The organism is Burkholderia sp. BCC0397 (assembly GCF_902832865.1).
GTDB lineage: Bacteria > Pseudomonadota > Gammaproteobacteria > Burkholderiales > Burkholderiaceae > Burkholderia.
The window spans coordinates 155009-178946 of the sequence record NZ_CADFDL010000016.1; the positions used below are offsets into that span (position 1 = coordinate 155009).

Consider the following 23938-nt stretch of genomic DNA (forward strand, 5'->3'; position numbering starts at 1 on the left):
GTGGCTGCGTGCGGTGGGGTCACGGTCGGACGCTCCGGTGCGAGACGGGCGTTAGGCGTAGTCCGATACCGGCACGCACGAGCAGAACAGGTTGCGGTCGCCGTACGCGTTGTCCGCACGGCCGACCGGCGGCCAGTACTTGTTCGTGCCGAGCGATGCGACCGGGTACGCAGCCTGCTCGCGCGAGTACGCGTGCGGCCATTCGTTCGCGGTGACGACGGCGGCCGTGTGCGGCGCGTGACGCAGCGGGTTGTCCTCGCGATCGGCGCGGCCTTCCTCGACCGCGCGGATTTCCTCGCGGATCGCGATCATCGCGGCGATGAAGCGGTCGAGTTCTTCCTGCGATTCCGATTCGGTCGGCTCGACCATCAGCGTGCCCGGCACCGGGAAGCTCATCGTCGGCGCGTGGAAGCCGTAGTCCATCAGGCGCTTCGCGACGTCGTCGACGCTGATGCCGCTCGTTTCCTTGATCGGACGCAGGTCGAGAATGCACTCGTGCGCGACCAGCCCGCCCGGGCCCGAATACAGCACCGGATAGTGCGGCGCGAGGCGCTTCGCGATGTAGTTCGCGTTGAGGATCGCGGTTTCGGTGGCGGCGGTCAGGTTCTTCGCGCCCATCATCGCGATGTACATCCACGAGATCGGCAGGATCGACGCCGAGCCGTACGGCGCGGCCGACACCGCGCCGATGCCGTCTTCCGCGCGAGCGTAGCCGGTCGAGCGCTGGTTCGGCAGGAACTTCGCGAGGTGCGCGCCGACCGCGACCGGGCCGACGCCCGGGCCGCCGCCGCCGTGCGGGATGCAGAAGGTCTTGTGCAGGTTCAGGTGCGACACGTCGCCGCCGAACTGGCCCGGCGCGGTCAGGCCGACCATCGCGTTCATGTTCGCGCCGTCGACGTACACCTGGCCGCCGTGCGCGTGGACGATCTCGCAGATCTCGCGGACGTTCTGCTCGAACACGCCGTGCGTCGACGGATACGTGATCATGATCGCCGCGAGATCCTTCGAATGCTGCTCGGCCTTCGCCTTCAGGTCGGCGATGTCGACGTTGCCCTGCGCGTCGCACGCGACGACCACGACCTTCATGCCGGCCATGTGCGCGGACGCCGGGTTCGTGCCGTGCGCGGATGCCGGGATCAGGCACACGTCGCGATGCGCTTCGCCGCGCGATGCGTGGTACGCGTGGATGATCAGCAGGCCCGCGTACTCGCCCTGCGAGCCGGCGTTCGGTTGCAGCGACACGGCCGCGTAGCCGGTGGCCGCGACGAGCATCTGCTCGAGCTGGTCGATCATCTCGCGGTAGCCGACGGTCTGCTCGGCCGGCGCGAACGGGTGAATGCCGCCGAACTCGGGCCACGTGACGGGCAGCATTTCCGACGTCGCGTTCAGCTTCATCGTGCACGAGCCGAGCGGGATCATCGAGCGGTCGAGCGCGAGATCCTTGTCCGACAGGCTGCGCAGGTAGCGCAGCATTTCGGTTTCGGAATGGTGGCGGTTGAACACGTGGTGCGTCAGGTACGCGCTCGTACGCTCGAGGCCGGCCGGCAGCGCGGCGACGCCGGCTGCGCCCGCGTCCAGCGCATCGACGGCCGGCGCGGTGCCGCCCGCGGCCTGCGCGAACACGTCGAGCAGGTCGGCGAGGTCGTCGCGCGTCGTCGTTTCGTCGACCGATACGCCGACTTGCGTGTCGCTCACGCGGCGCAGGTTGATGCGCTTCGCCTTCGCGAATGCGTGGACCTGCGCGGTGCGCGCGCCGGTGTCGATCGTCAGCGTGTCGAAGAACGTGTCGTTGACGGTCGTGAAGCCGAGCTGTTTCACGCCGGCGGCCAACAGCGCCGTGATGCGGTTCACGCGCAGCGCGATCGTCTTCAGGCCGTGCGGGCCATGGTAGACCGCGTACATGCTGGCCATGATCGCGAGCAGCGCCTGCGCGGTACACACGTTCGACGTCGCCTTCTCGCGGCGGATGTGCTGTTCGCGCGTCTGCAGCGCGAGGCGCAGCGCGGGCTTGCCCTGCGCGTCGACCGTCACGCCGACGAGGCGGCCCGGCATCTGGCGCTTGAATTCGTCACGCACCGCGAGATACGCGGCATGCGGGCCGCCGAAGCCCATCGGCACGCCGAAGCGCTGCGTGTTGCCGATCGCGACGTCCGCGCCCCATTCGCCGGGCGGCGTCAGCACGGTGAGCGCGAGCAGGTCGGCCGCGACGACCACGTGGCCGCCGGCCGCGTGGATCGCTTCGGTGAGCGCGCGGTAGTCGCGCACGTCGCCGTTCACGCCCGGGTATTGCAGCAGCACGCCGAACGCGTTCGCTTGCGCGGCGTCGGCGGCCGGGCCCGTCTTGACCTCGATGCCGATCGGCAGCGCGCGCGTGCGGATCACTTCAAGGGTTTGCGGCAGCACGTCGTCGGCGACGTAGAACACGTTCGATGCCGGCTTGCCGGTACGTTGCAGCAGCGTCATCGCTTCGGCCGCGGCGGTGGCTTCGTCGAGCAGCGACGCGTTCGAGATCGCGAGGCCCGTGAGGTCGGCCACCATCTGCTGGAAGTTCAGGAGCGCCTCGAGGCGACCCTGGGAAATTTCGGGCTGGTACGGCGTGTAGGCCGTGTACCACGCCGGGTTTTCGAGCACGTTGCGCAGGATCACGGCCGGCGTGTGCGTGTCGTGGTAGCCCTGGCCGATATACGAGCGGAACACCTGGTTCTTGTCCGCGAGCGCGCGCAGCGCGGCGAGGGCTTCGGCCTCGCTCTTCGGCTGCGCGAACGGGCCGAGCGGCAGCGTTTCGGCACGGCGGATCGAGGCCGGGATCACGGCGTCGATCAGCGCGGCGCGCGACGCGAAGCCGAGCGTGTCGAGCATGGCCTGCTGGCTGGCGGCGTCGGGGCCGATGTGGCGTTCGGCGAACGCGTCGTGCGTTTCGAGCGCGGCGAGCGAGAGGGGCGTGCGGTTCATCAGGCGGTCCGGGTGTTCGAGCTTCATGGCGTGACTCTGGTCCCGCACGGGCCGAGGCCGGCGCCGCGCGGTTCGGGTAAGGAAAGTTAGTCGATCAGCTTGCTGTAGGCGTCGGCGTCGATCAGCTTGTCGGTCGAGGTGCCGGCCGCGAGCTTGATCTTGAAGAGCCACACGCCGTATGCGTCGCTGTTCACTTCTTCCGGCGAGTCGGAGGCCTCTTCATTGACGGCGAGGATCTCGCCGGACACCGGCGAATAGATGTCGGATGCCGCCTTCACCGATTCGACGACGCCGACGGCGTCGCCCGCGTTCACCGACTTGCCGACTTGCGGCAGTTCGAGGAAGACGATGTCGCCGAGCGTGCTCTGTGCGTGATCGGTGATGCCGACCGTCAGCGTGCCGTCGGCTTCGGTGCGGATCCACTCGTGTTCGTCGGTGTACTTCAGATCGGCCGGGACGTTGCTCATCGGATGCTCCTGGATAAAAGGGTGTGTTCGTTCTGCTGGCGCGCCGCCATGGTGCGCCGGATGGGGTTGCGCCGGGCGCCATCTCCCGGCTTGCCGGGAGGCGGCCCCCGCCGCTTCTCGGTCGTTACGCAGCGAGGACCTTGCCGTTGCGCACGAACGGCAGTTTTACCACGCGCGCGGGAAGATTCTTGTCTCGAATTTGCACCTGGACGGTGTCGCCGATCTGGACGGCCGCCGGCACGCGCGCGAACGCGATCGATTCCTGCATCGACGGCGAGAACGTGCCGCTCGTGATCTCGCCTTCGCCGTGTGGCGTGACGACCTTCTGGTGCGCGCGCAGCACGCCGCCCGCCTTGCCGTTTTCCTTCTGCAGGATCAGGCCGACGAACGCGGCGCGCGTGCCGTTGGCTTCCAGTGCGGCGCGGCCGACGAAGTCGCGCGGCGCGGTGAGGTCGACCGTCCAGGCGAGGCCCGCGTCGAGCGGGGAGACCGTGTCGTCCATGTCCTGGCCGTACAGGTTCATGCCGGCCTCGAGGCGCAGCGTGTCACGCGCGCCGAGCCCGCACGGACGCACGCCGTTTTGCTGCAGCGCATTCCACAGCGCTACGACGTGCACGGCCGGGACGATCACTTCGAAACCGTCTTCGCCGGTGTAGCCGGTGCGTGCGACGGTGAGATCGCCGAACGGCGTGCCGGCGACCTGCGCGGCGTTGAACGGCTTGAGCTCGCTGGTGGCGGCGCGTGCGGACGGCACCGTCGCCCAGACCTTTTCACGGGCGTTCGGACCCTGGACCGCGACGATCGCGAAATCGCGGCGCGGTGCGATCGTCAGGCCGTAGCCGCCTTGCTCGTTGAGCTGGTTGAACCACGCGATGTCTTTCTCGGCGGTGCCGGCGTTGACGACCACGCGGAAGAATTCTTCGGTGAAGTAGTAGACGATCAGATCGTCGATGACGCCGCCCTGCGGGTTGAGCAGGCATGAGTAGAGCGCCTTGCCGGGCGTCTTGAGCTTGCCGACGTGATTCGCGATCGCGTGCTCGAAGAACGCGCGCACGCGGCTGCCGGTGAAATCGACGACACACATGTGCGACACGTCGAACATGCCGGCGTCGGTGCGCACGGCTTCGTGTTCTTCGATCTGCGAGCCGTAGTTGACGGGCATGTCCCAGCCGCCGAAGTCGACCATGCGGGCATTGAGCGCGCGGTGCGCGGCGTTGAGCGGGGTGTGATTCAGTGCAGTCATCGAGGCCTCAGGCAAGGCGCTTGCGCGCGGATCAGAACGGCCATGTGCCGACCGCCGCGGCCGATGGCCTTGAGCGATCCGGTACATGCCCCTCTGTCCTCGATACCTGAGAGATTGCGTTGCGGGCCAAGCCCGGCGAACGCGCGCCCCTTCGGTGGGCAGCTTGCCCGCGCAGCCAATGCGCTGCGGGCTACTGCCGCTCTCCAGAGTGCGGGGAGAGTATTGCCCGCGCAGTGCGCGGATGCGATTCCCCGACGCGGTCGGTCCTTTTGCCTGAGAGTTTGCGGGTGTGCCCCTTCGGCGGCGCAACCGGTGTCGGAACACCGGCCACACGCTCTCCCGACGCGTGCGGGCGACTGTACGCGAGCGGGTGGGCATTGTCAATTTGAGCAAAAGAATGTCGCTTCGCGACAAGCGGCGGCAGCCGGCGCTGCCGCTTCATCCGCTCCGGCAGGCGCCGGCGCGTTACTCGCCGATCGCGCGTGCGGCCGTGTCGAGTTCCTGGTTCAGCACGCGCTGCTCGTCGCCGGACAGGCCGCCGTTGTGCTGGGCCGACATGTCGTTCGCTTCCTGGCGAATCACGTCGAGGCGGTGGTGCAGCTGCGCGCCATAGGGCGGCGGGTAGTAGCCGCCGTTCACGCGCGCGTCGATCCGGCGGTGCAGGTTGTCGATCCGGCCCTGGACCTCCTGCATGCGGTCGTTCGCGACGACCTGCGGATTCGGTCGGGGCGGGGGCGCCTGCCGGGCCGGCCGCTGCGGCTGCACGATACAGGCCGCGAGCGAGGAAACCAGGACGCAGCATGCCGCTGCGCGAATCAACCGTTGCATCAAATTCTCCTGACGGATGGGTGTCGGATCGACTTTTTGAGAAACGCGTCAGACCGGACGACCGCTGACTTTCGTTCCCGCACCATTTGTAACGGAATGTTGGGGGCCGTGCCGGCGGGGTGGCGGGCGGTGGGCAGCAGACGCGGTGGCGCCGCTGCCGGCGCGTGGCGCGGGATGGCGGCCGGGTCGGCACTGACCCGGCCGGCAGCCGTCAGACCGTGCGGCGCACGAACGGCACCCGGCGGCCGTCGTGTTCGCTCTGCGCGGCGAGCTCGATGATCGTCATCACGTCGACCGCGTCCTGCGCGGTGACGGGGAACGGCGCGCCGTCGCGGATCGACGCGGCGAGCGCGCGGTAGAACTCCGCGTACTGGCCGTCGAGCGTCGGCACCGGACGTTCGACCTCGACCTCGCCGTCGAGCACGCGCAGCAGGCCGGGCGGGTTGCCGCCGCCGAATTCGACGTCGTCCGCGGTGAGGCCGGCCTTGAGCTGGTCTTCCTGCGTGTCGAGCCCGAACTTCTGGTAGCTGCCGCGCGTGCCGTGCAGCGTGAAGCGCGCGGGCTCGATCGCCGACAGCGCGCTCGCATGCAGCGCGACGTCCTTGTCCGGATAGCCGAGCAGCAGGTGCACGAAATCGGGCGCCGTGCCGTTGTCGCGGCGCGTCTTGACGGTGGCGCTCACGGTTTCCGGGGTGCCGAACAGCGCGAGCGCCTGGTCGATCAGGTGCGGGCCGAGGTCGAGCAGCAGGCCGCCGCCGCGGGCCGGCTCCTCGCGCCAGCGCGTGCGCGGCGTCGGCCGGAAGCGGTCGAAGTGCGACGCGAAGTAGGTGAGGCGGCCGAGCTCGCCCGATTCGACGACGCGGCGCACGGTGAGGAAATCACCGTCCCAGCGGCGGTTGTGGAACGGCGCGAACAGCCGGCTGCGCGCGTTCGCAAGCCGCGCGAGCGCGAGCGCCTCGTCGGCGGTGAGCGTGACCGGCTTGTCGACGACCACGTGGCGGCCGGCTTCGAGCACCTGGCGCGCGAGCGTGAAGTGCGTGTCGTTCGGCGTGGCGATCACCACGCATTCGATATCGTCGAGGCCGAGCAGCGCGTCGAGGTCGGCGACGATGCGCGCGCCCGGATAGGCGGCGTGCGCGCGATCGGACTGACCCGTCGCGATCGCGGCGACTTCAGTGCGGCCGCTCGTGGCGATCACGGGCGCGTGGAACGTCGCGCCGGCGAAACCGAAACCCATCAAACCAATCCTGAGCAATGACGACATGGCAATTCCCGGCTGCGAAGGAAACTAAAGGATGGCGCGCCGAAGCGGCGCGAAGACGACCGGCTATTTTGGCATGGCGCCGCCGCTTGCACAGACGCGTCGGGCGAAACGCACGAAGCGATGCGGCGCTTGCGCAAGGCATGCCGGCATTTTGCGCGGGAGCGGGTGCCGTGCGGTACGACTGGCTGGCCCGCGGCCCGCGGCCCGCGGCCCGTGGCTGTCGGCTGTCGGCTGTCGGCCCGCGGCCCGCGGCCCGCGGCTCTCGGCTCTCGGCTCTCGGCTCTCGGCTCGCGGCTCGGCGTGCGCCGCGCGGTGGGCCGTGGCCGGCCAGCCCGCCCCAGAGCGTGCCGCATCATCCGCCCACCTGCTGCCGCACGGCGGCCGCGACCTGCGCGGCCCATACCGCGCACGCGGATGCGCCGGGATGGAAGCCGTCGGGGGCCATCAGGTGGCGTTCGAGCGGCAGGTCGACCCGCAGGAACGTGCAGTGCGGCTGCGCGCCGGCCCACCCGGCGAGCGCTGTGTTGAGCCGTTTCGTACGCCGCCCGAGATACCACGCGAGCGGCTGCGGCAGCGCCGGGAAGCGCTCCATCGGCGGTACCGCCGACAGGACCGTATGCCCGACCTGGAAACGCGTGGCGAGCAGCCGCACCAGCTCGGTCTGCTGCGCGAGCCAGCGTGCGGGCGGCACGCCGCCCGTCACGTCGTTGACGCCGAGCGACGTGACCGCCACGTCGAACGGCTCGGCCGGCTCGGCGGCGAGCCAGTCGACGAGCTCCCGCGTGGTCAGGCCGGTGCGCGCGAGCAGTTTCCAGCTCACGCGGTGCGTGGCCGCCAGCGCGTTCGCCAGTTGCCCGGCGAGTGCATCGTGCTGCGTCGCGACCCCGACGCCCGCGGCGGCCGAATCGCCGACCACCAGCACGCGCAGCGGCGGCCCGTCGCCGGCCACGCCGTCGCGCGGGCCGGCCGCCTCGGGCAGCCGAGGCGTGACGCGGCGCACGTAGCGCCCCTGCACGAACAGCAGCGGGCCGAGGGCGGCGGTGGCGAACGGGTATCCCATGAGGTCGATCCGGTGACGGTTCAGGTGAATTGAAGCGGGCCGGCACGGGTGGCGCCGGGGAGTGCGTATTGTGTCCGATCGCAGCGCGGACGGGGCCAGATTGGCCGAGCGGACAGGCACGACCACGCCGAACGGACAGGGGGCGCCCGCCCGGCAAGCCTGCTGGCCCCCGTCCGGCGGCGCGCCCGAAATACCCGCCGCCGACGTGTTAACATGCGCGTCCTGCCCGCGTGTCCGCCTGCTTCGCCAGCCTGCCGCGCACGGCATCCTCCCGGCGTTCGCCGTCAACCGCAACACCATCCGCCATCATGTCCGCAGGCCTCAATCCCGCTCAGAATGAAGCGGTGCGCTACCTCGACGGTCCCTGCCTCGTGCTCGCCGGCGCGGGCAGCGGCAAGACCCGCGTGATCACGCAGAAGATCGCGCACCTGATCGAAGCGAAAGGCTTCGAGCCGCGCCATATCGCCGCCGTCACGTTCACGAACAAGGCGGCCGCCGAAATGCGCGAGCGCGTGTCGAAGCTGCTCGAGGGCAAGACGCTCACCACGCCCGGCAAGGAAGGCCGCAAGGTGCCCGTCAACCAGCTCACCGTCTGCACGTTCCACTCGCTCGGCGTGCAGATCCTGCGCCAGGAGGCCGAGCACGTCGGCCTGAAGCCGCAGTTCTCGATCATGGATTCGGACGACTGCTTCGGGATGATCCAGGAGCAGCTCGGCACGACCGACAAGGGGCTGATCCGCAAGATCCAGAGCATCATCTCGCTGTGGAAGAACGGCCTGATCATGCCCGACGAGGCGATGGCGATCGCGGCCAACGAGGACGAGCACCAGGCCGCGCTGGTCTACCGCAACTACGTGGCGACGCTGCACGCGTACCAGGCGGTCGACTTCGACGACCTGATCCGCCTGCCGGCCGAGCTGTTCGCGAAGAACGAGCAGGTGCGCGACCGCTGGCAGAACAAGCTGCGCTACCTGCTGATTGACGAGTACCAGGACACCAATGCGTGCCAGTACGAGCTGCTGAAGCAGCTCGCGGGGCCGCGCGCCGCGTTCACGGCGGTCGGTGACGACGACCAGGCGATCTACGGCTGGCGCGGCGCGACGCTGGAGAATCTCGCGCAGCTCGGCAAGGATTTCCCGAAGCTGCACGTGATCAAGCTCGAGCAGAACTACCGGTCGACGGTGCGGATCCTGACCGCCGCGAACAACGTGATCGCGAACAACCCGAAGTTGTTCGAGAAGAAGCTGTGGTCCGAGCACGGGATGGGCGATTCGATCACCGTCACGCCGTGCAACGACGAGGAGCACGAGGCCGAATCGGTCGTGTTCCGGCTGTCCGCGCACAAGTTCGAGCGGCGCGCGCAGTTCCGCGACTACGCGATCCTGTACCGCGGCAACTTCCAGGCGCGGATTTTCGAGCAGGTGCTGCGGCGCGAGCGGATCCCGTACGTGCTGTCCGGCGGCCAGTCGTTCTTCGACAAGGCCGAGATCAAGGATCTGTGCGCGTACCTGCGGCTGATCGCGAATGCCGACGACGATCCCGCGTTCATCCGCGCGGTCACGACGCCGCGCCGCGGGATCGGCAACACGACGCTCGAGGCGCTCGGCTCGTTCGCGGGGCAGGCGAAGGTGTCGCTGTTCGAGGCGGTGTACATGGGCGGGATCGAGGCGCGGCTGTCGGCGCGCCAGGTCGAGCCGCTGCGGATGTTCTGCGACTTCATCCAGCGCCTGACCGAGCGCGCGGACAAGGAGCCCGCGACCGTCGTGCTCGACGACATGATGGAGGCGATCCACTACGAGGCGTACCTGTACGACGCGTTCGACGAGCGGCAGGCGCAGTCGAAGTGGCAGAACGTGCTCGAATTCCTCGAATGGCTGAAGCGGAAGGGCACCAAGCCCGAGACGGCGGCCGTCGATGGCGAGGCCGAAGGTTTCCACAACGCGGACGGGCTCGCCGATATGGGCAAGAACCTGCTCGGCCTGATCCAGACCGTCGCGCTGATGTCGATGCTCGAGGGCAAGGACGAGGATCCGGACGCCGTGCGGTTGTCGACCGTCCATGCGTCGAAGGGGCTCGAGTATCCGCACGTGTTCCTGGTGGGCGTCGAGGAGGGCATCATGCCGCACCGCGGCGGCAGCGAGGACGACGGCCCGATCGACAACGAGCGGATCGAGGAAGAGCGCCGGCTGATGTACGTCGCGATCACGCGCGCGCAGCGCAGCCTGCATCTGAACTGGTGCAAGAAGCGCAAGCGGGCGCGCGAGACGGTCGTGTGCGAGCCGTCGCGTTTCATCCCGGAGATGGGGCTCGACGAGGCGCCGCCGCCGACGCCGGAAGAGGCGCCGATGTCGCCGAAGGACCGGCTCGCGAGCCTGAAGGCGTTGCTGCAGAAGTGACGCGGCGGCGGCGCCGCGAGCACGATGGTGCGACGAACCGGCCACACAAAAACGAAACCCCCGCGATGCGCAGGCGCCGCGGGGGTTTTTTACGGATGGCCGGGTGGGCGCGTTACTTCGCCGAGTTGACCATGTAGTCGACGGCCGCCTTCACGTCGGCATCCGACGCGTTCGACCCGCCCTTCGGCGGCATCGCGCCCTTGCCGTGCAGCGCGTAGTTGTAGACCGTATCCATCGATTCCTTCAGGCGCGGCGCCCAGTCTTCCTTGCTGCCGAACTTTGGCGCGCCGAGCACGCCGGCCGCGTGGCAGGCCTGGCAGGTCGACGCGTACAGCGCCTTGCCGGCCGTTGCCGCGTCGGCGCCGACCGGGGCGGCCGCGGGCTTTTCGCCGGCCTTCGGGATCGCGGCGATCGCAGCCATGGCGGCGGCCTGCGCGTTCGACGCGTCGGCGCCCGAGGCGGGCGCGCCGCTGGCGGGCTGCGCCGCGTTGGCGGCCGGCGCGGCCGGTTCGGGGAAGTTCGCGCCGTCGTTGTTCGCCATGTAGACGATCGCGCGGGCGATTTCATAGTCGCTGACGTCGTCGGGGCTCGTGCCGCCGCGCGCCGGCATCGCGCCCTTGCCCGCGAGGGCCGTCTTCAGCAACGTGTCGAAGCCTTGCGAGATGCGCGGCGCCCAGTCGTCCTTGTTGCCGAACTTCGGCGCGCCGGCGGCGCCGGTGCCGTGGCAGGTCACGCAGACGGCCTTGTAGACTTCCTCGCCGGTCTTGTACGTGCGGGGCGCGTTGGCGTCCTTCACGTCGACCTTCGCGATCGGCGCGATACGTGCGGCGACCTGCTCGTCGGATAGCGCGTCCGTGCCGGCGCCGGAACGGAACGCATGGTTCGCGTAAGTGGCGAACAGGACGATCAGGACGATCGGAATCGCGAACGACGCGATGATGACGGCAATCAGCTGCCCGGGGGTTTTGACGGGAGATTCGTGGGGTGCTTCGCTCATGCTTGCCTCGTCTCCATGAATAGGAATTGTGAGCGCGGTGCAACGGCAAAATGGCAGTCCAATGAAGCACGGACGATTATAGACGGAACGTTTACATCACGGCGAGCGGCGCGATGGCGCGTGTTTACCCGCACGCAGCGCCGGCCGCCGGCGATTCGGGCGGGCAAGGTGGACGCGTCATGGGAAACCGGGTATCCTTGCCGTCTTGCCAATCGTGGGCGGCCTGTATATGGGGTCGCTTCACTGTCTCACGCGCCCGTAGCTCAATGGATAGAGTACTGCCCTCCGAAGGCAGGGGTTGCTGGTTCGATCCCAGCCGGGCGCGCCAAAAGTTCCTTTAAATACAATAACTTATCTGGCGCCGTATTTTCTGTCTTTGAGCCGTACGGAAACTGTACGGAAATTCTGACCGCTCCGGAACAGTGTTTCTGCGCTGCCCGTCGTGTTCGCGAGCTCATCCAAGGCCCTTTCGTACTTGGAAAAGGAGTAGCGACAGACGCGTCCTACTCGACTGGGTCAGCATTGTCGATGGTGTCTTGGGTGATCGTCTGGACTGTCTGAGAGACGAACTCGATAAGCCGGTCGCTGTATCGCGGATCTGAGCCAACAAGTGCCGGATCAACCAGCATGGGCACAAGCTTATGCAGGAGCTTGGTGAGCTTGTCGATATGTTTCGTTATCGACGTTCTGTCGGCGACGATGAGCTCGTTCAGGGCTTCGCCATCTTCTTGCCAAAAGTGCAATGTCCGGATTTTCTGAATTGCGACATCGATCCTATTGCTGCGGATTCCGGCGCGCACGATTCCGTCGGCGATCTCCAGTGCGCGCTGCATACTCACTGACTGTTTGCCCTGACGGTATTGCATCAGGATCTCAGCGCTCAGGTGTCGGCCGCTGTTTTCTTTGAGCGATAGGAGATGCGCCAGAGATTGCCAGTCCCCCTTAGCTTGTTGTTTGTGCAGCTTGTACGCATGATCAAGTAGCTGCCCCAGTAGAAGTTTGTGATTCTCCACAACCGGTCTCCTTCTTTGTCGTCAGCTGTATAGCTCACATGGCGAAATCATTTAGTTTCTTCATGCAGATGTTCGCAGCTTAATTGGATCTTGGTAAGCGGGTCACGTCGCCCAACCGTCGACAGTAGAGTGACGGAAGACAGGTGGGAGCTCGTAACCGGCGGCGGACCCGCGTAACATGGCAAAAAATTCCGAAGAAAGGGTCCGTTTTGCCATCCTTGCCACGCAACATCTTGGGGGCCGAGACCGCCGCAAAGGCAGCCAGCTCTGCTCCGCTTCGTCCTTTCGCATACACTCGCCGATCGTCGGGAACAAAGGATTTGTCTCTCAAAGAGGAAGTCCTGGAAGAGACTGGCTATTGGGCGAAGCCGAGCGGCGTGAGTAGCAAGCCGCCACGATGGATCGTCCACATTGACGCGACACGCGAGGTTCCTGTCGCCCGGCTTGCGCAAGATTCGTCGGGCATGACGCCTCCCGCTGCGATGACCCCCGGCTACATTAATAACGGCTCAGGCAAGTGCGCGCTCGCGGCGTTCCGGCTGATGCCGGCGGTCAAGCTGGGACCGGCCAGCTATAAGTTTCCGGACGAATGGGAGTGGATTGTGCAGTTCGCCTTTGCCAAGGCGTTGCCGGTCGGCACGTCGGGCGATGTCCTGACCGATTTCAACGTCCAGGACAGCACCTTGTCCTACAAGGGCCGCGAGACGCCGAAGACGGCCTATCCCATCGCGCACATCAGCCTGATCAAGACAATGGCCGAGCCCGAGCCAATTCAGCTTGCTTCGGGCGAACTCTTCAGCTACGAAGACGCGACGGCCACGCTGTCGGCCTGGCTGAGCGACGGAAACGCGAACTTCGGCGTTTATTCGGCGGACAGCCAGGAGGACATGGAGCGGCTGCAATACGATCTAGGGTCGGTCTTCGAGGCCGAGGCAGACGCCGAAATCGAGCCAGCACAGAATTTGGAGGTGTTGCCGGCCCCTGACCTCTTCGGCGTTCCGCCGGTCGTCTATAAGCTGATCAACGCCGCCTTGGCCGCTGGTAAGCGCCATTTCGTCTTTCATGGGCCGCCTGGGACTGGCAAGACCACGCTTGCAGAATATGTGGCGGAGCAGATCGCGGGCGATGATTTGTCGGAGGGCGAGGCGCCTTACACGCTGTTGACGGCGTCGTCGTCATGGAGTTCGCAAGACCTCGTCGGCGGGTATCAGCCGCTTGGCCCGGGCAAGATGGGATTTGTGCCGGGCGCCATGCTGCGGGATTTCCACAAGCCGATCATCATCGACGAGCTCAATCGCTGTCCGATCGACAAAGTGATCGGGCCGTTGTTTTCCGTTCTGAGCGGACAATCGACCTCCCTGCCGTATCGAGTGAAGGTCGAAGACGCGACAAGCGAAAACTATCGCATCCTGCCAAAGCCGAACCCTTCCAAGGCAGAACACGAGTTCGCCCCCGGTCCCGCATGGGCGATGCTGTGCACGCTCAATCAGGTCGACAAGTCTCAGTTGGAGCAGATCAGTTTCGCATTGTCCCGGCGCTTCACGTGGATTCGAATCGGCATACCCGAAGACCCGGCGGCCTTCGTCAGAGAACGGCTCGAAAAGCTCGGATTGCTGAAAGGGGGCGCCGACGCCGCGTTGCCGAATCCGGTCGCGGATTTGTGGGCGATCGTCAATCGCCATCGCGAGCTGGGCGGGGCGCCCGTGATTGATTTCTTGAAGCTTGCCGCCGCGATGGACCCCGACATCGACTTTCTGTCATCTCCGACCCCGGAGACGCAAGAGACCTTCGTCGTGGTGATGGCCTCGACCTTCTTGCCGCTGCTCGACGGCATCAGCCGCGCGGAAGCGATGGATTGCTCGTCGGCGATTGTCTCAGCGTGGGGGCTGTCGGGCGCTGCGTCCGCCGACGTTGAGCAGCGTTTCATGGAGCTTGCGCCCTGAGCATCCCACTTGCCTCCACGCTGTCCGATCATTGCTTGGCCGCGCTCTTGCGCTGCCATCGCTCGCCGCATGGCAATGGATGGGACTCGAAGACTCCACGTGTTGACATCGAGGAGCGCGAGGAGCTTTTGCTGCGCTGGGCGCTTTCTGACGGGGTTCGGCGCATCGCGGAGCGCGTGATCGCAAACCCGCGAGACATTCGATCTTCGATCGCTTTCGAAACGCAGACGCACTCGGGCCAGATACCGGGAGTCGTCGACGCTCGGGCAACGCTCTGCGAGCAGGAACTCTCAGGCGACTCGACTCTCTTTGTTGTGTCCGAGCCGGCACTCTCTGCGCTGACTCGTCGCAACCATGTTCTCGCCTGGGTGCTTCGCGAAGCCGAGTCGCTGGCCCTGTCGGCCATTCGCCGACACAAGCTTGGACCTGACCAGGATTGGATACACGCGCGCGTGGGCCTTCTCGAACGGGCCAGCCGCACTCGGATGCTGCGCGAGGTGATGCTGTCGCCCGCAGGGCGGCGCAGACCGGGCGGGGCTGCGATAAGAGACGCGCGCAAGGGTTTGTCGCTGCTCTATCGGATGGCCGCGGATTCGATGCTTCTGTTTGAAGGCGTCGAGCGCATGGACGTGGATGCGATACGCTCCATTTTGTCGAGCACGCTGGTCGCTCAATTGGAGGACTGGCAGAAGCTCGAATTGGCGACCGCGCTCTCGGCGGCCGAAGCTTTGGCGCAGGAAACGGGCGAACGGATCAGGTGGAAGGGTTCGATTGCCGGAGGGTCCGAGATCGCGACCGTTGGGCGTTATCGAATCAGATGGCAGAATGCGTTGGCCAAACGCGCAGCCGAAAATCTCGACCCGTCCGAAGTCATGGTCAGGGAAGCGGCGGAGGCTCTGAGCGCAGGCATGGGCCTAGCGCGAGCCGACGTCTCGATTCGGGACGCGGAAACCGGAATCGACGTCGCCCACTTCGAATGCAAATGGTTCGGCTCGCCGCTTTCAGCGTCCGCCGCAATCGTCGATGCGATATCCCAGCTTGTGCGATATTGCCGCGATTCTCGGCCCGATAGCGTCGAGCAAGCGCGAACGATGCTTCGCGACTGCGCAGTAGTGTGCTCTGGATTGTCAGGCTTCGAAGAAGCGATGGACGGTGCAAAGCCGGTTGGCCTGACTGATTTTTCAGGAATGGCAAGCGGAGCCTTGATCGCGTGGGCGGCAAGGCTGCATCGCAGGCTTGCCGCCGATCCGATCTAGCGCCAGCAATCGATGTTTCTTACCTTGTCGCTCCACCGTTCGCGACCAGCGGAACCTCTTCCTCGTCCGCGGGCTGCGAGCAAGGTGTGCTGATCGAATAGTTGGCGGGGCGTGAGCGCGCGGTATCGGTGTCGGACTGAAAGCGAGCCATACCGCCGCGGATATATTCGCTCGACAGTTCAACGCAGGCCCATTTTCGGCGCAGGTTTTCCGCCACCATACCGGTCACACAGGACCCGGCGAACGGGTCGACCACGAGGTCACCCGCGTCGGTCAGCATCCGTATGAAATACTCAGGCAGCAGCGCGGGGAAGCGAGCCGGGTGAATGTCGATCCCGTTCGCTCGGCAATAGTCTTGATATTGCCCATTGCTCTCTGTGTTCGCAATGGCGAGCAAGTTTGGAGGCACCGAACCGCCATTGTCCTTAGAGAATTTTTCCGAGATGTCATGTCCAGACGGCCGCAGCTTCGCCTTGTAGCCGTTCTTCAAAAGCCCCTTCATCGACTCGGAATACGGCGCGAGAACGCGCTTGTTGTTCGCTTTCGGATACGGCGTTTTGGAGAGCCACCACACGCAATTAACGGCGTCTTTGACACGAACACGGCGAATGTTGACCCACTCCGCGGGCGAGGGCAGCTTGGCCGGATTCCACCAGTAGTGCTCTTGAGCAAGGTGGAAGCCAAACTCTTCGCAGAGCATGATCAAGAGCTTGAAGTGATAGAGGGACCGTGTTGGCGTGCCTGGCTTCCAGGCGCCGCCGATGTCGATCACCAAACTTCCGTCGTCGCGCAGCACGCGATTGAACCCCTCCGCGAACGGACGGAACCAGTCGCAATACGCAGCCGCGTCTTCATTCCCGTACGACTTTTTGCGAACCAAGCCGAAAGGCGGCGAGGTCATGATCAAGTTGACGGAGTTGGGCTTTGCACGATGGTGCAAGTATTCGAGCGAGTTGCCGTTGTATATCTTCCCGAGCTTCGTTTCGTGAGCGATGGAGAACGGGCCATAGCTCTCGCCGTTGATTCGCTCCGGCTTCTTGTCCTGCTTCGCGGCGATGTTGTGAAGATGACGGATGTAGTCGCTCAGCGACTTGAACCCCAACACATTGGAGATTGCCTCCATTTCTTGCCGTTCGTTCAGGGTGAGCCGTAGGCTCGCGATGTTGTCTCGGGGTTCGGAGACATGCGGACGGACCATTCTTTTCCTCTATGTTGCACGCTGGTTTTGCGCACGCATCTAACTGGCAGGTTATTGTATTACGCTAACCTGGATCGGCGCCAGGAATTTCTGAGAGATCCGCTCTGCTTGGGAGCGCGAGGCTAGATTCCTCTATCATTCGACGAAGACCAAAGATCGTCGGGGGAATCGTGGCAAGGCTATCGAAGACTGAACTGCTGGCAAGAGTGTTGGACGGAGTCAGGGAGGGAGGATGGCTCCCGCTGGTGATTGACGGCACGCATCCATTCCTGATCAGGGCAGCCCGCGCGGACAGCAGAAGCTTCGACTTCCGAGTCTATATCTGGAATTGCACGCACGGCGGGGCAAATCGTGCGGATGACGAGTATCGGATTCAGTTCACGAGCGTGCCCCACGGGCACGAGGGGACGCCAACACTGCTTCTCGGATGGCATGACGAACTAGAAGTGTTCGCCGCCTGGGACATCTCGGCCCACGATGGGCAGAGTTCGGCTTCGCCATCCGCGCAGATTCGGGAGCGAACCTTGGAAGCGGCCGCAGGTGGTGCGTTTGCGACCCAGGCTAAGGAAAATGAAATCGTTGTGGCCTTTCGTCCGTTCCTGCTGGTCGACTACGCGCAGTCGACCAGCAGCTTGCATCAAACGGGGCGCGCGCATCGCGACATGAACCTCTTAAACGACCTGGACTCGCTGGATGATGAGCAAATCGCGGCTGTGGCCAACCGTCCGAGGCAAATGGTGATTCGAAGGATTGCTAGGAGATATCGCGCGGCGAATTTTAGCCGCAAGGTCCTCGAGGCTTATGGCCATCGGTGCGCGTTTTGCCGTGTCCAGCTCGGCCTGCTAGATGCGGCTCATATCGTGCCGGTGTCCGCGTCTGGCAGCACCGATGAAGTTACAAACGGCGTGGCTCTTTGCAAGCTTCATCATTTCGCCTACGACTCCAATCTGGTCGCTTTTGACCGCCGATACAGAATCCGTGTCAGCGAGTCGCGCGTGGGAGCGTTGGCAGAAGCCGAGTTGGATGGAGGCATCAGGGGTTTTCGAGATGCCCTTGCGCCAACGCTCGTCCTTCCCGCCAACGTGCGCTATCACCCCAACCCGGCTTACGTGCAAACGGCCCTTCGCGTTAGAGGATGGCGGCCATGATGACGCGGCGGGGAGACAAAGACGGGTTCGCGAAAACAACAGCGGTCGGAACAAACGCAATCACGTTCACGAAAGACGACGCGCGGTTAGGAGGTTTAACGCCTCTCTTAGCAAGGCCACGCCTGCGTTGATGTCCGATGCCGAGCCGTCGATCCGTCCAGTCATTGATAGATAGGCAAAGTGGACGGCCGGCGAATGCCGCGCCAACGCCACTAGGTGCGGGCCGCTTGGGCCGCGCACGCCTCCTAGCCAGTTTTGTACCGTCCTCTCGCTCGCGCCCGTCCATCGAGCGAGCTTCTTGATCGAGTTTCTCGATCCGCCCATTTCTTCTTTGAGCGCCATGGCGATCGCCATGGGATATTCCGCGCCGATTTTTTCCCTTTCTTCGCGCAAATTCTTGCGTGTTGTCGGCAACATTTTTCGCGCCTCCAAAACTATATTCCCTGAACGCAAGCGAAAGAGCGGGCTCGCGTGTCGCCTCCGCGCGGAGGCGACACGCGGCTGCCCCCTCGCGGCTCGAAGGGAGGCAGGGTGGAACGGACAACTCGCAACAAACATCCGCAAGGCGCGGCTGGCCGAGGCCGCGCGGCGGCTTACGTGCGAATGTCGACGGAGCACCAACAATACTCGACCGAAAACCAAAAGGACGTCATCTTGGCGTTCGCGGAAAGTCGCGATCTGGACGTAGTGCGTGTCTACGCGGATGAAGGGAAAAGTGGGCTGCGGCTCGACGGGCGCGACTCTTTGAAGGCCTTGCTAAGAGACGTGGAGTCAGGCGCGGCCGACTTTTCCGTAATTTTGGTCTATGACGTTAGCCGATGGGGTCGTTTTCAAGACCCAGACGAAAGCGCAAGCTATGAAATCCGTTGCAAGCACGCGGGTGTGAGAGTGCTGTACTGCGCCGAGCAGTTCGAGAACGACGGAAGCCCCGTGTCAAGCATCATCAAGAGCGTTAAGCGAACGATGGCTGGCGAATATAGCCGCGAGCTCAGCGTGAAAGTGCACGCCGGCCAATGCCGCCACATCCGGAACGGCTTTCGGCAGGGTGGCCCGGCGGGCTTCGGCCTCCGCCGCGTACGGGTCGAGCCGAACGGGCAGAGGCACGAGCTCAGACGTGGCGAGCACAAGGCGATCCAAACCGATCGCGTCATTCTTGTCCCGGGGCCGTCCGACGAGGTAGCTACTGTACGCGACATCTACCGATGGTTCGTCGAGGAGGGGCGCTCCGAGGCCGAGATCGCCGCTGCGCTGAACGAAGCTGGCGTGCGTACCGATCGCGGCGTCGCATGGACTCGGGGAACGGTCCACCAGATTCTCACAAACGACAAGTACGTCGGCGATAACGTCTGGAATCGGGTGTCGTTTAAGCTCAAACAAGAGCGCGTCCGCAATCCGCCGGCATCATGGGTTCGCGCGGACGACGCATTCGAGCCGATCGTCGATCGGATCATCTTCGAGGCCGCCCGCCAAATCATCCTCGCGCGCTCCTACCGGCTCACCGACGCGGATATGCTGGAAGCTCTGCGAAAGCTGCTGCTTCGAAACGGCTACCTCTCCGGCATCATCATCGACGAGTCGCCCGGCTGCCCGTCCAGCAGCGCCTACGCGAGCCGCTTCGGCAGCTTGCTTCGCACCTACGACCTGATCGGCTACGCACCCGCGCGCGATTACAGGTACGTCGAGCTTAACCGCCGCCTGCGGGAGCAGCATCCCGAGGTCGTATCGGCCGCTGAGCGGGCAATGCTTGACGCGGGCGCGCGCGTCGAGAAGGACATCGCGTCCGGTTTGCTGTGGGTCAATGAAGAGTTCAGGGTGTCGCTGGCCTTGTCGCGCTGCCGGCCGACCAATGCGGGCTCGAACCGCTGGATCATCCGCTTCGACACCGCGTTGCGCCCGGACATTACCGTCGCCGTTCGCATGGAGCTAGACGCGCAATCGATCCGCGACTACTTCCTTTTGCCGGCCATCGATGTTTCGACGGACGTCGTCCGCCTGGGCGACCACAACGATTTCGGCTTTGAGGGCTATCGCTACGACGACCTGGAAATGCTCTGCCACCTAGCTCGCCGGGTTCCGCTGAAAGGAGTCAGCTATGAATGACCGCGTCGACAGAATTGTGTCTGCGCTTTCGCGCAGCGACGAGATCGCGCAAATTCCGGTCGCGCAGCTCAGAGTCCTGAATCCACGGACGCGCAATCCGTATTTTTTCTCCCAGCTTGTCGAGAACATTGCGTCGGTTGGCCTCAAGAGGCCTATAACGGTGGCCCATGGCGGCCGCGACGCCGATGGCGAGTGGTATGAAGTGCTGTGCGGGCAGGGCCGCCTCGAAGCGCTCAAAGCGCTTGGCGAGAGCATGATTCCCTGCTCGATCGTGGAGGCCAGCGAAATCGACCGCTACCTCATCACGCTCACGGAGAACATCGCGCGGCGACGTCATTCCACCGCCGAACTGTTGGGCGGCTTGCAAGTCCTTCGCGCCAAAGGCTACTCGACGGCCGAGATTTCCCGCAAAACGAACCTCGACGACGCTTACGTCAACGGCATCCTGCAATTGTTGGAAAAAGGCGAGCAGCGACTCATGCAGGCTGTCGAGAAGCGCGTCATGCCCCTCTGGCTTGCCGTCGAGGTCGCTCGCTCGCCGACGGAAGAGGTCCAGGCGGCGATGGTCGCCGCCTACGAGTCTAAGACACTGACGGGTGACCAATTGTTGCGCGTGCGCCGAATCCTGAGCAAGCGAGAGGCGGCAGGCAAAAAGATGGGAGGTCGTCCAGTTCAGCGCGAGAAGCCCACGCCGCAGAAGTTGCTGCGAACCTACAGGAACGAGGTTCGTCGCCAAAAAATGATTGTGCAGAACGCCAACCTCCAAGAGCAGCGCCTTCTGCTTATTACTTCAGTCCTTCGTCGCTTTCTCGCCGACGAGCATTTCAGAACGCTTTTGCGGGCAGAAGGCGTCAAGGATATCCCCGAGGCGGTTGCCTCCCGTATTCCGCCGGAGCTTATGCCATGAGCAATGTCAGACACGGTTTCGAGGCGAAAGTTATTGAGGTTCCTTTGGGGCGGATCGTCTCCGGTGCGCCGCTAGGAAAGGGCGTGCTTGAAACGGCGAAATATAAGACTATCCTTGGCTCCATCGAGGAGCTTGGCGTCATCGAGCCGCTCGCGGTGTTTCGCTCGCCTCGCCAGTTCGGCGACTTCGAGCTGCTTGACGGCCGGTTGCGACTTGAGGCGCTTAAAGAACTGCGTCGGGATACCGCGCCGTGCATGGTCTCCACAGACGACGAGTGCTTCACGTTCAACCGCCACGTCACGCGCTTGTCGGCCGTGCAGGAGCACAGGATGATACGGGCGGCGCTCGCCAAGGGCGCCTCTGAGAAGCGAATCGCCGAAGTTCTCCGTATGGACGTCCGCAGCATTCGGGAGCGGGCGGCCCTGCTCGACGGGGTCGCGCCGGAAGCGGCCTCGCTTCTCAAGAATCGGCAAGCAGCTCCCAAAGTGTTTTCCGTTCTGAAGAAGATGAAGCCATATCGGCAAATTGAGGCGGCCGAGATGATGATCGCGGCGAACAAGTTTACCGCGACATACGCCGAAATGATCTTGGTCGCCACGCGCTCCGAGGCGCTCGTCGACGGCCCCAAGTCCAAAAAGAGAGACGAAATATCGCCCGAGGACCTGGCCAAGATGGAGGCGGAAATGGAGCGGTTGCGGCAAGACTGCCAAGCCGTGGAGGACGAGATCGGCGAGACTATGCTGTCCCTGGTCGTCGCCAAGAGCTTCATGGCTCGTCTCCTCCGCAACGAGAACATTCATGGCCACCTGAAGCGGCACCACAGCGACTTGCTTGCGAGCTTGGTCTCGACCATGGACGCGATCGCGGCGGACAACCGCGTCACCGAGCAGGAGTGAGGCGGTCTGCGCAGAGAGGGCGTTAGCCGCATGCTGGAGCGCGGCCTAGACATCGTAGAAGTCTCGCAAGTGAGCGGACACCGAACGCTGTCGATGATCCAGCGATACGCCGCGCCGCGTGCTGAGGATATCGCGAAGAAGTTGGGCTAATAGCCCCGTAGGAGACGCGGCTTCGGTTCGAGCACTTGGCCGCACCTGTGCGAGAGCCCTATGTGGGCGGTCCTCAAAATTCCTTAACCGATAGGAACGGTGCGAACCTTTCGGGCATGGCGTCAAGTTCGCTCTAAAGCGCTTGGTGAATTTCTCCCCACTTGTCGGCCAGCCGTGCCCGCTCGTGATCGCTGGGTATTGGTGGACCTTGAAGGGCTTTGTGCACAAGTTGTAGCTCGCCTGCTTTCCGCCGAAGCGCGCGCAGGTATTGTTCGATCTCAGGGCTTATTAGAAACCGTGCGCGGCGAGTCGCCAGCAAGAACTCGTTCACCCACTTCTCTTCGACAGCATCTTTCGCCGCGATCCGAGACACAAAAGTCATCGCGGCTTCGTACACTTCAAATCGCTTATCAAATCGGTCCAGTTTGAGCTTGTTTCGGCTTATGCGGACCTGCTGCCACGCAATCCAGCCGCCGACTAACGCGATGATCGGGCCGAGCGCAGCCGCGCCGACCTGTATCGCAGTGGTCCAGCCAGATTGGGGATCGCATGCCATTTGCCTCTCATTCAGCGTTTTCGTGCGAGCATTCTGCCATTGCTGTTAGGCAAATGGAAAGCGCGCTTAAAGGAGCATCAAAGCATGGGATTCGTGGCACGGGCCTGGAAGGACCCGGTGTGGAGTAAGGTGATTGCGACGGTGATAACGGCTGGCGGAGCGGCGTTCGTCGTTTGGATTGGGCCGCGTTTTTCTTACATCTTGCGCTTGGTGCACGACTGGGCATTTATTCCCGTCCAGTTGTCGCGCGGGGCGGTCGTTGCCTGGGCAGCGATTACGCTCGCACTGGCCGCTGCTGGGGCGACGCTCGTATTCCGTAAGCGGCAAGGGAAGCCGCCAGTTGCTGCGCGAATCGATGATGTCGCACCTCCCCACCAAATCGAAATTCATACTGAGGAAGCCCAGCCATACCACGAACTGACCCAAGAGTCCGGTCATTTGCTTAGCACCGTCCGAGTCGGCATCAAAAACACAGGCACGAAGACTCTTTCAAATTGCAGGGTATATGTCGAAAAGGTGTCACCTCCCGCAAGTCCTTTGGATAGCGGATCTATCCTGCTAGAAAACGCCGTGTTCAACCTTCGCACTGACGATCCAGAGCATCTTGTGGACGTTGCGGCACATTGGGACCACATGAACCAATACCGGTTTAGTGCACCCGGCGCGACCGGCTTCTATGAGGCGATGCAATACATGGATGACGACCGAAAGCGAACTTTCGTGATCCGGGTCACCGCACGAGAATGTGAGCGCTCGGCCATTTTCGAGATACACGTGGACAAGTCGAGGCGGCTGCACCTGAAATTTGTTGCCTACACTCTTTGAAGTTGGCGTCCGGCACGAGCCTCGCCTTCGGAATCGGTTGGCGCCGGTCGTGTAGATCAACTGCCTACTTCTTGTGCACTTCGTATGAGTTGTGCGAGACTCCTTTTCACCCAATTGTGGGGTTTTCAAAGGAAGGCATCGTGTTAAGCCAATTTTTGAATTCCCCCACCGTTCGCGCTGGCGGTAACCAGTGAACGTCTGATCCTGCGGGGTGCTGTGCCGGGAAGAACGTCAAATACGGCTGTTGGGCGCTATCGTTACAGACGCGTCCACTTCAGATCCATGCATTGTTACCGCGATGTATGGAGCGCGAGCATAAGACGGGAGATGGTGGGTCAGACCGCCAGAGATCGGAAGGCGTCCATGTGCCGTATCCAGCTTACGCTGAGTAGTATTTCGTGGACTACCAGAACACTTCTGACGCCGAATAGGGCCACTCCTTTCCCACTTTCAAGCTGCACGCGAGCATAAGAATGAAATTCAACGCGGGCGACGAAACTGATCAAAAGCTCTGTCTCATGTTGCGACATGAATACTTGCGCTGCGGCGAAGCGCTGGCAGACTTCAAGCTCTATGCACAACAGTTACAGCGTGGCGAAGATAGCCGCGCGATCTCGTACCGCGCATATAACGCCTACGCACGCAGAGGTGGCCGCGCGAATTCAGACAACCGGATAAGTGGAACGGCCAGGGCCTGAGCCGGCGATAATGCAGGCAAAGGAATCCGAGAAATGACGAA

The 23938-nt window shown here is 63.9% G+C and carries 20 protein-coding genes, 1 tRNA gene and 2 riboswitches; of the genes, 10 read left to right on the forward strand and 11 right to left on the reverse strand.

The window, feature by feature from the left end; genetic code table 11:
- Positions 1–51 precede the first annotated feature (51 nt).
- The 6 genes from gcvP to HWX03_RS32320 form a co-directional block, all read right to left on the reverse strand.
- Positions 52–2979 (reverse strand): aminomethyl-transferring glycine dehydrogenase, encoded by a 2928-nt coding sequence (gene gcvP, locus HWX03_RS32295; RefSeq protein ID WP_175874046.1) that lies wholly within the window; start codon positions 2977–2979, stop codon positions 52–54.
- Positions 2980–3038: 59 nt separating this feature from the next.
- The gene (gene gcvH / locus HWX03_RS32300; RefSeq protein WP_175874047.1) at positions 3039–3419 is read right to left on the reverse strand and encodes a glycine cleavage system protein GcvH; all 381 of its coding nucleotides are present in this window, start codon (positions 3417–3419) and stop codon (positions 3039–3041) included.
- A gap of 124 nt (positions 3420–3543) precedes the next feature.
- On the reverse strand, positions 3544–4662 hold the full coding sequence (gene gcvT, locus HWX03_RS32305) for a glycine cleavage system aminomethyltransferase GcvT (protein WP_175874048.1): 1119 nt from the start codon (positions 4660–4662) through the stop codon (positions 3544–3546).
- 83 nt (positions 4663–4745) lie between these two features.
- Positions 4746–4879, reverse strand: a riboswitch (glycine riboswitch).
- A gap of 33 nt (positions 4880–4912) precedes the next feature.
- Positions 4913–5014, reverse strand: a riboswitch (glycine riboswitch).
- Between the two features lie 113 nt (positions 5015–5127).
- The gene (locus tag HWX03_RS32310; RefSeq protein ID WP_006485676.1) at positions 5128–5490 is read right to left on the reverse strand and encodes a hypothetical protein; all 363 of its coding nucleotides are present in this window, start codon (positions 5488–5490) and stop codon (positions 5128–5130) included.
- Between the two features lie 211 nt (positions 5491–5701).
- The gene (locus HWX03_RS32315) at positions 5702–6754 is read right to left on the reverse strand and encodes an oxidoreductase (RefSeq protein WP_175874049.1); all 1053 of its coding nucleotides are present in this window, start codon (positions 6752–6754) and stop codon (positions 5702–5704) included.
- A 352-nt stretch (positions 6755–7106) separates the two neighbouring features.
- On the reverse strand, positions 7107–7814 hold the full coding sequence (locus HWX03_RS32320; protein ID WP_175874050.1) for an SGNH/GDSL hydrolase family protein: 708 nt from the start codon (positions 7812–7814) through the stop codon (positions 7107–7109).
- A gap of 308 nt (positions 7815–8122) precedes the next feature.
- Between HWX03_RS32320 and HWX03_RS32325 the strand changes: the two genes are divergently transcribed.
- A complete protein-coding gene (locus tag HWX03_RS32325) occupies positions 8123–10210 on the forward strand; it encodes a UvrD-helicase domain-containing protein (RefSeq protein WP_175874051.1) in 2088 nt (695 codons plus the stop codon).
- Positions 10211–10322: 112 nt separating this feature from the next.
- Here the strand turns inward: HWX03_RS32325 and HWX03_RS32330 are convergent, their stop codons facing one another.
- Positions 10323–11207 carry a c-type cytochrome gene (locus tag HWX03_RS32330; RefSeq protein ID WP_175874052.1) on the reverse strand — a complete coding sequence of 295 codons (885 nt, stop codon included), beginning with the start codon at positions 11205–11207 and terminating at the stop codon, positions 10323–10325.
- A 252-nt stretch (positions 11208–11459) separates the two neighbouring features.
- Here HWX03_RS32330 and HWX03_RS32335 point away from each other — a divergent pair.
- Positions 11460–11535 (forward strand) — tRNA-Arg (locus HWX03_RS32335).
- Positions 11536–11710: 175 nt separating this feature from the next.
- On the opposite strand, the gene HWX03_RS32340 is transcribed toward HWX03_RS32335, so the two are convergent.
- Positions 11711–12220 carry a hypothetical protein gene (locus HWX03_RS32340; protein WP_175874053.1) on the reverse strand — a complete coding sequence of 170 codons (510 nt, stop codon included), beginning with the start codon at positions 12218–12220 and terminating at the stop codon, positions 11711–11713.
- Between the two features lie 320 nt (positions 12221–12540).
- Here HWX03_RS32340 and HWX03_RS32345 point away from each other — a divergent pair, with 320 nt between their 5' ends.
- Together HWX03_RS32345 and HWX03_RS32350 are read left to right on the forward strand one after the other, a co-directional pair.
- Positions 12541–14163, forward strand: coding sequence for an AAA family ATPase (locus HWX03_RS32345; protein WP_175874054.1), 1623 nt, complete (start codon positions 12541–12543; stop codon positions 14161–14163).
- 35 nt (positions 14164–14198) lie between these two features.
- Positions 14199–15419: a hypothetical protein gene (locus tag HWX03_RS32350; protein WP_124530097.1), complete on the forward strand. Its 1221-nt coding sequence runs from the start codon at positions 14199–14201 to the stop codon at positions 15417–15419.
- 19 nt (positions 15420–15438) lie between these two features.
- Here HWX03_RS32350 and HWX03_RS32355 read toward each other — a convergent pair whose 3' ends face one another.
- The gene (locus tag HWX03_RS32355) at positions 15439–16617 is read right to left on the reverse strand and encodes a site-specific DNA-methyltransferase (RefSeq protein ID WP_175874055.1); all 1179 of its coding nucleotides are present in this window, start codon (positions 16615–16617) and stop codon (positions 15439–15441) included.
- 245 nt (positions 16618–16862) lie between these two features.
- Here HWX03_RS32355 and HWX03_RS32360 point away from each other — a divergent pair, with 245 nt between their 5' ends.
- A complete protein-coding gene (locus tag HWX03_RS32360) occupies positions 16863–17765 on the forward strand; it encodes an HNH endonuclease (protein ID WP_175874056.1) in 903 nt (300 codons plus the stop codon).
- A 66-nt stretch (positions 17766–17831) separates the two neighbouring features.
- Here HWX03_RS32360 and HWX03_RS32365 read toward each other — a convergent pair whose 3' ends face one another.
- The gene (locus HWX03_RS32365; protein WP_111932349.1) at positions 17832–18182 is read right to left on the reverse strand and encodes a hypothetical protein; all 351 of its coding nucleotides are present in this window, start codon (positions 18180–18182) and stop codon (positions 17832–17834) included.
- A 114-nt stretch (positions 18183–18296) separates the two neighbouring features.
- Here HWX03_RS32365 and HWX03_RS32370 point away from each other — a divergent pair, with 114 nt between their 5' ends.
- The 3 genes from HWX03_RS32370 to HWX03_RS32380 are packed head-to-tail and all read left to right on the forward strand — an operon-like array spanning position 18297 to position 21668.
- Complete coding sequence (locus HWX03_RS32370; RefSeq protein ID WP_279612259.1) at positions 18297–19865, forward strand: recombinase family protein; 1569 nt, start codon at positions 18297–18299, stop codon at positions 19863–19865.
- Positions 19858–20772 carry a plasmid partitioning protein RepB C-terminal domain-containing protein gene (locus tag HWX03_RS32375; protein ID WP_111932303.1) on the forward strand — a complete coding sequence of 305 codons (915 nt, stop codon included), beginning with the start codon at positions 19858–19860 and terminating at the stop codon, positions 20770–20772. Before HWX03_RS32370 ends, HWX03_RS32375 begins: the two co-directional genes overlap by 8 nt.
- Complete coding sequence (locus HWX03_RS32380) at positions 20769–21668, forward strand: plasmid partitioning protein RepB C-terminal domain-containing protein (protein WP_175874058.1); 900 nt, start codon at positions 20769–20771, stop codon at positions 21666–21668. Before HWX03_RS32375 ends, HWX03_RS32380 begins: the two co-directional genes overlap by 4 nt.
- 283 nt (positions 21669–21951) lie before the next feature.
- Here the strand turns inward: HWX03_RS32380 and HWX03_RS32385 are convergent, their stop codons facing one another.
- Positions 21952–22374 (reverse strand): hypothetical protein, encoded by a 423-nt coding sequence (locus tag HWX03_RS32385; RefSeq protein WP_175874059.1) that lies wholly within the window; start codon positions 22372–22374, stop codon positions 21952–21954.
- 84 nt (positions 22375–22458) lie between these two features.
- Here HWX03_RS32385 and HWX03_RS32390 point away from each other — a divergent pair, with 84 nt between their 5' ends.
- Positions 22459–23199: a hypothetical protein gene (locus HWX03_RS32390; RefSeq protein ID WP_175874060.1), complete on the forward strand. Its 741-nt coding sequence runs from the start codon at positions 22459–22461 to the stop codon at positions 23197–23199.
- 473 nt (positions 23200–23672) lie between these two features.
- Positions 23673–23897, forward strand: coding sequence for a hypothetical protein (locus HWX03_RS32395; RefSeq protein ID WP_175874061.1), 225 nt, complete (start codon positions 23673–23675; stop codon positions 23895–23897).
- The last annotated feature ends 41 nt before the right edge of the window (positions 23898–23938 follow it).

Excerpts from the sequence above, each read along its gene's own strand:
- HWX03_RS32330 (WP_175874052.1), bottom strand. The coding sequence starts at position 11,207 with ATGAGCGAAGCACCCCACGAATCTCCCGTCAAAACCCCCGGGCAGCTG.
- HWX03_RS32355 (WP_175874055.1), bottom strand. The coding sequence starts at position 16,617 with ATGGTCCGTCCGCATGTCTCCGAACCCCGAGACAACATCGCGAGCCTA.
- HWX03_RS32395 (WP_175874061.1), top strand. The coding sequence starts at position 23,673 with ATGAAATTCAACGCGGGCGACGAAACTGATCAAAAGCTCTGTCTCATG.
- HWX03_RS32310 (WP_006485676.1), bottom strand. The coding sequence starts at position 5,490 with ATGCAACGGTTGATTCGCGCAGCGGCATGCTGCGTCCTGGTTTCCTCG.
- HWX03_RS32365 (WP_111932349.1), bottom strand. The coding sequence starts at position 18,182 with ATGTTGCCGACAACACGCAAGAATTTGCGCGAAGAAAGGGAAAAAATC.
- HWX03_RS32315 (WP_175874049.1), bottom strand. The coding sequence starts at position 6,754 with ATGTCGTCATTGCTCAGGATTGGTTTGATGGGTTTCGGTTTCGCCGGC.
- gcvP (WP_175874046.1), bottom strand. The coding sequence starts at position 2,979 with ATGAAGCTCGAACACCCGGACCGCCTGATGAACCGCACGCCCCTCTCG.
- HWX03_RS32375 (WP_111932303.1), top strand. The coding sequence starts at position 19,858 with ATGAATGACCGCGTCGACAGAATTGTGTCTGCGCTTTCGCGCAGCGAC.
- HWX03_RS32320 (WP_175874050.1), bottom strand. The coding sequence starts at position 7,814 with ATGGGATACCCGTTCGCCACCGCCGCCCTCGGCCCGCTGCTGTTCGTG.
- HWX03_RS32325 (WP_175874051.1), top strand. The coding sequence starts at position 8,123 with ATGTCCGCAGGCCTCAATCCCGCTCAGAATGAAGCGGTGCGCTACCTC.
- HWX03_RS32380 (WP_175874058.1), top strand. The coding sequence starts at position 20,769 with ATGAGCAATGTCAGACACGGTTTCGAGGCGAAAGTTATTGAGGTTCCT.
- HWX03_RS32385 (WP_175874059.1), bottom strand. The coding sequence starts at position 22,374 with ATGGCATGCGATCCCCAATCTGGCTGGACCACTGCGATACAGGTCGGC.
- gcvT (WP_175874048.1), bottom strand. The coding sequence starts at position 4,662 with ATGACTGCACTGAATCACACCCCGCTCAACGCCGCGCACCGCGCGCTC.
- gcvH (WP_175874047.1), bottom strand. The coding sequence starts at position 3,419 with ATGAGCAACGTCCCGGCCGATCTGAAGTACACCGACGAACACGAGTGG.
- HWX03_RS32390 (WP_175874060.1), top strand. The coding sequence starts at position 22,459 with ATGGGATTCGTGGCACGGGCCTGGAAGGACCCGGTGTGGAGTAAGGTG.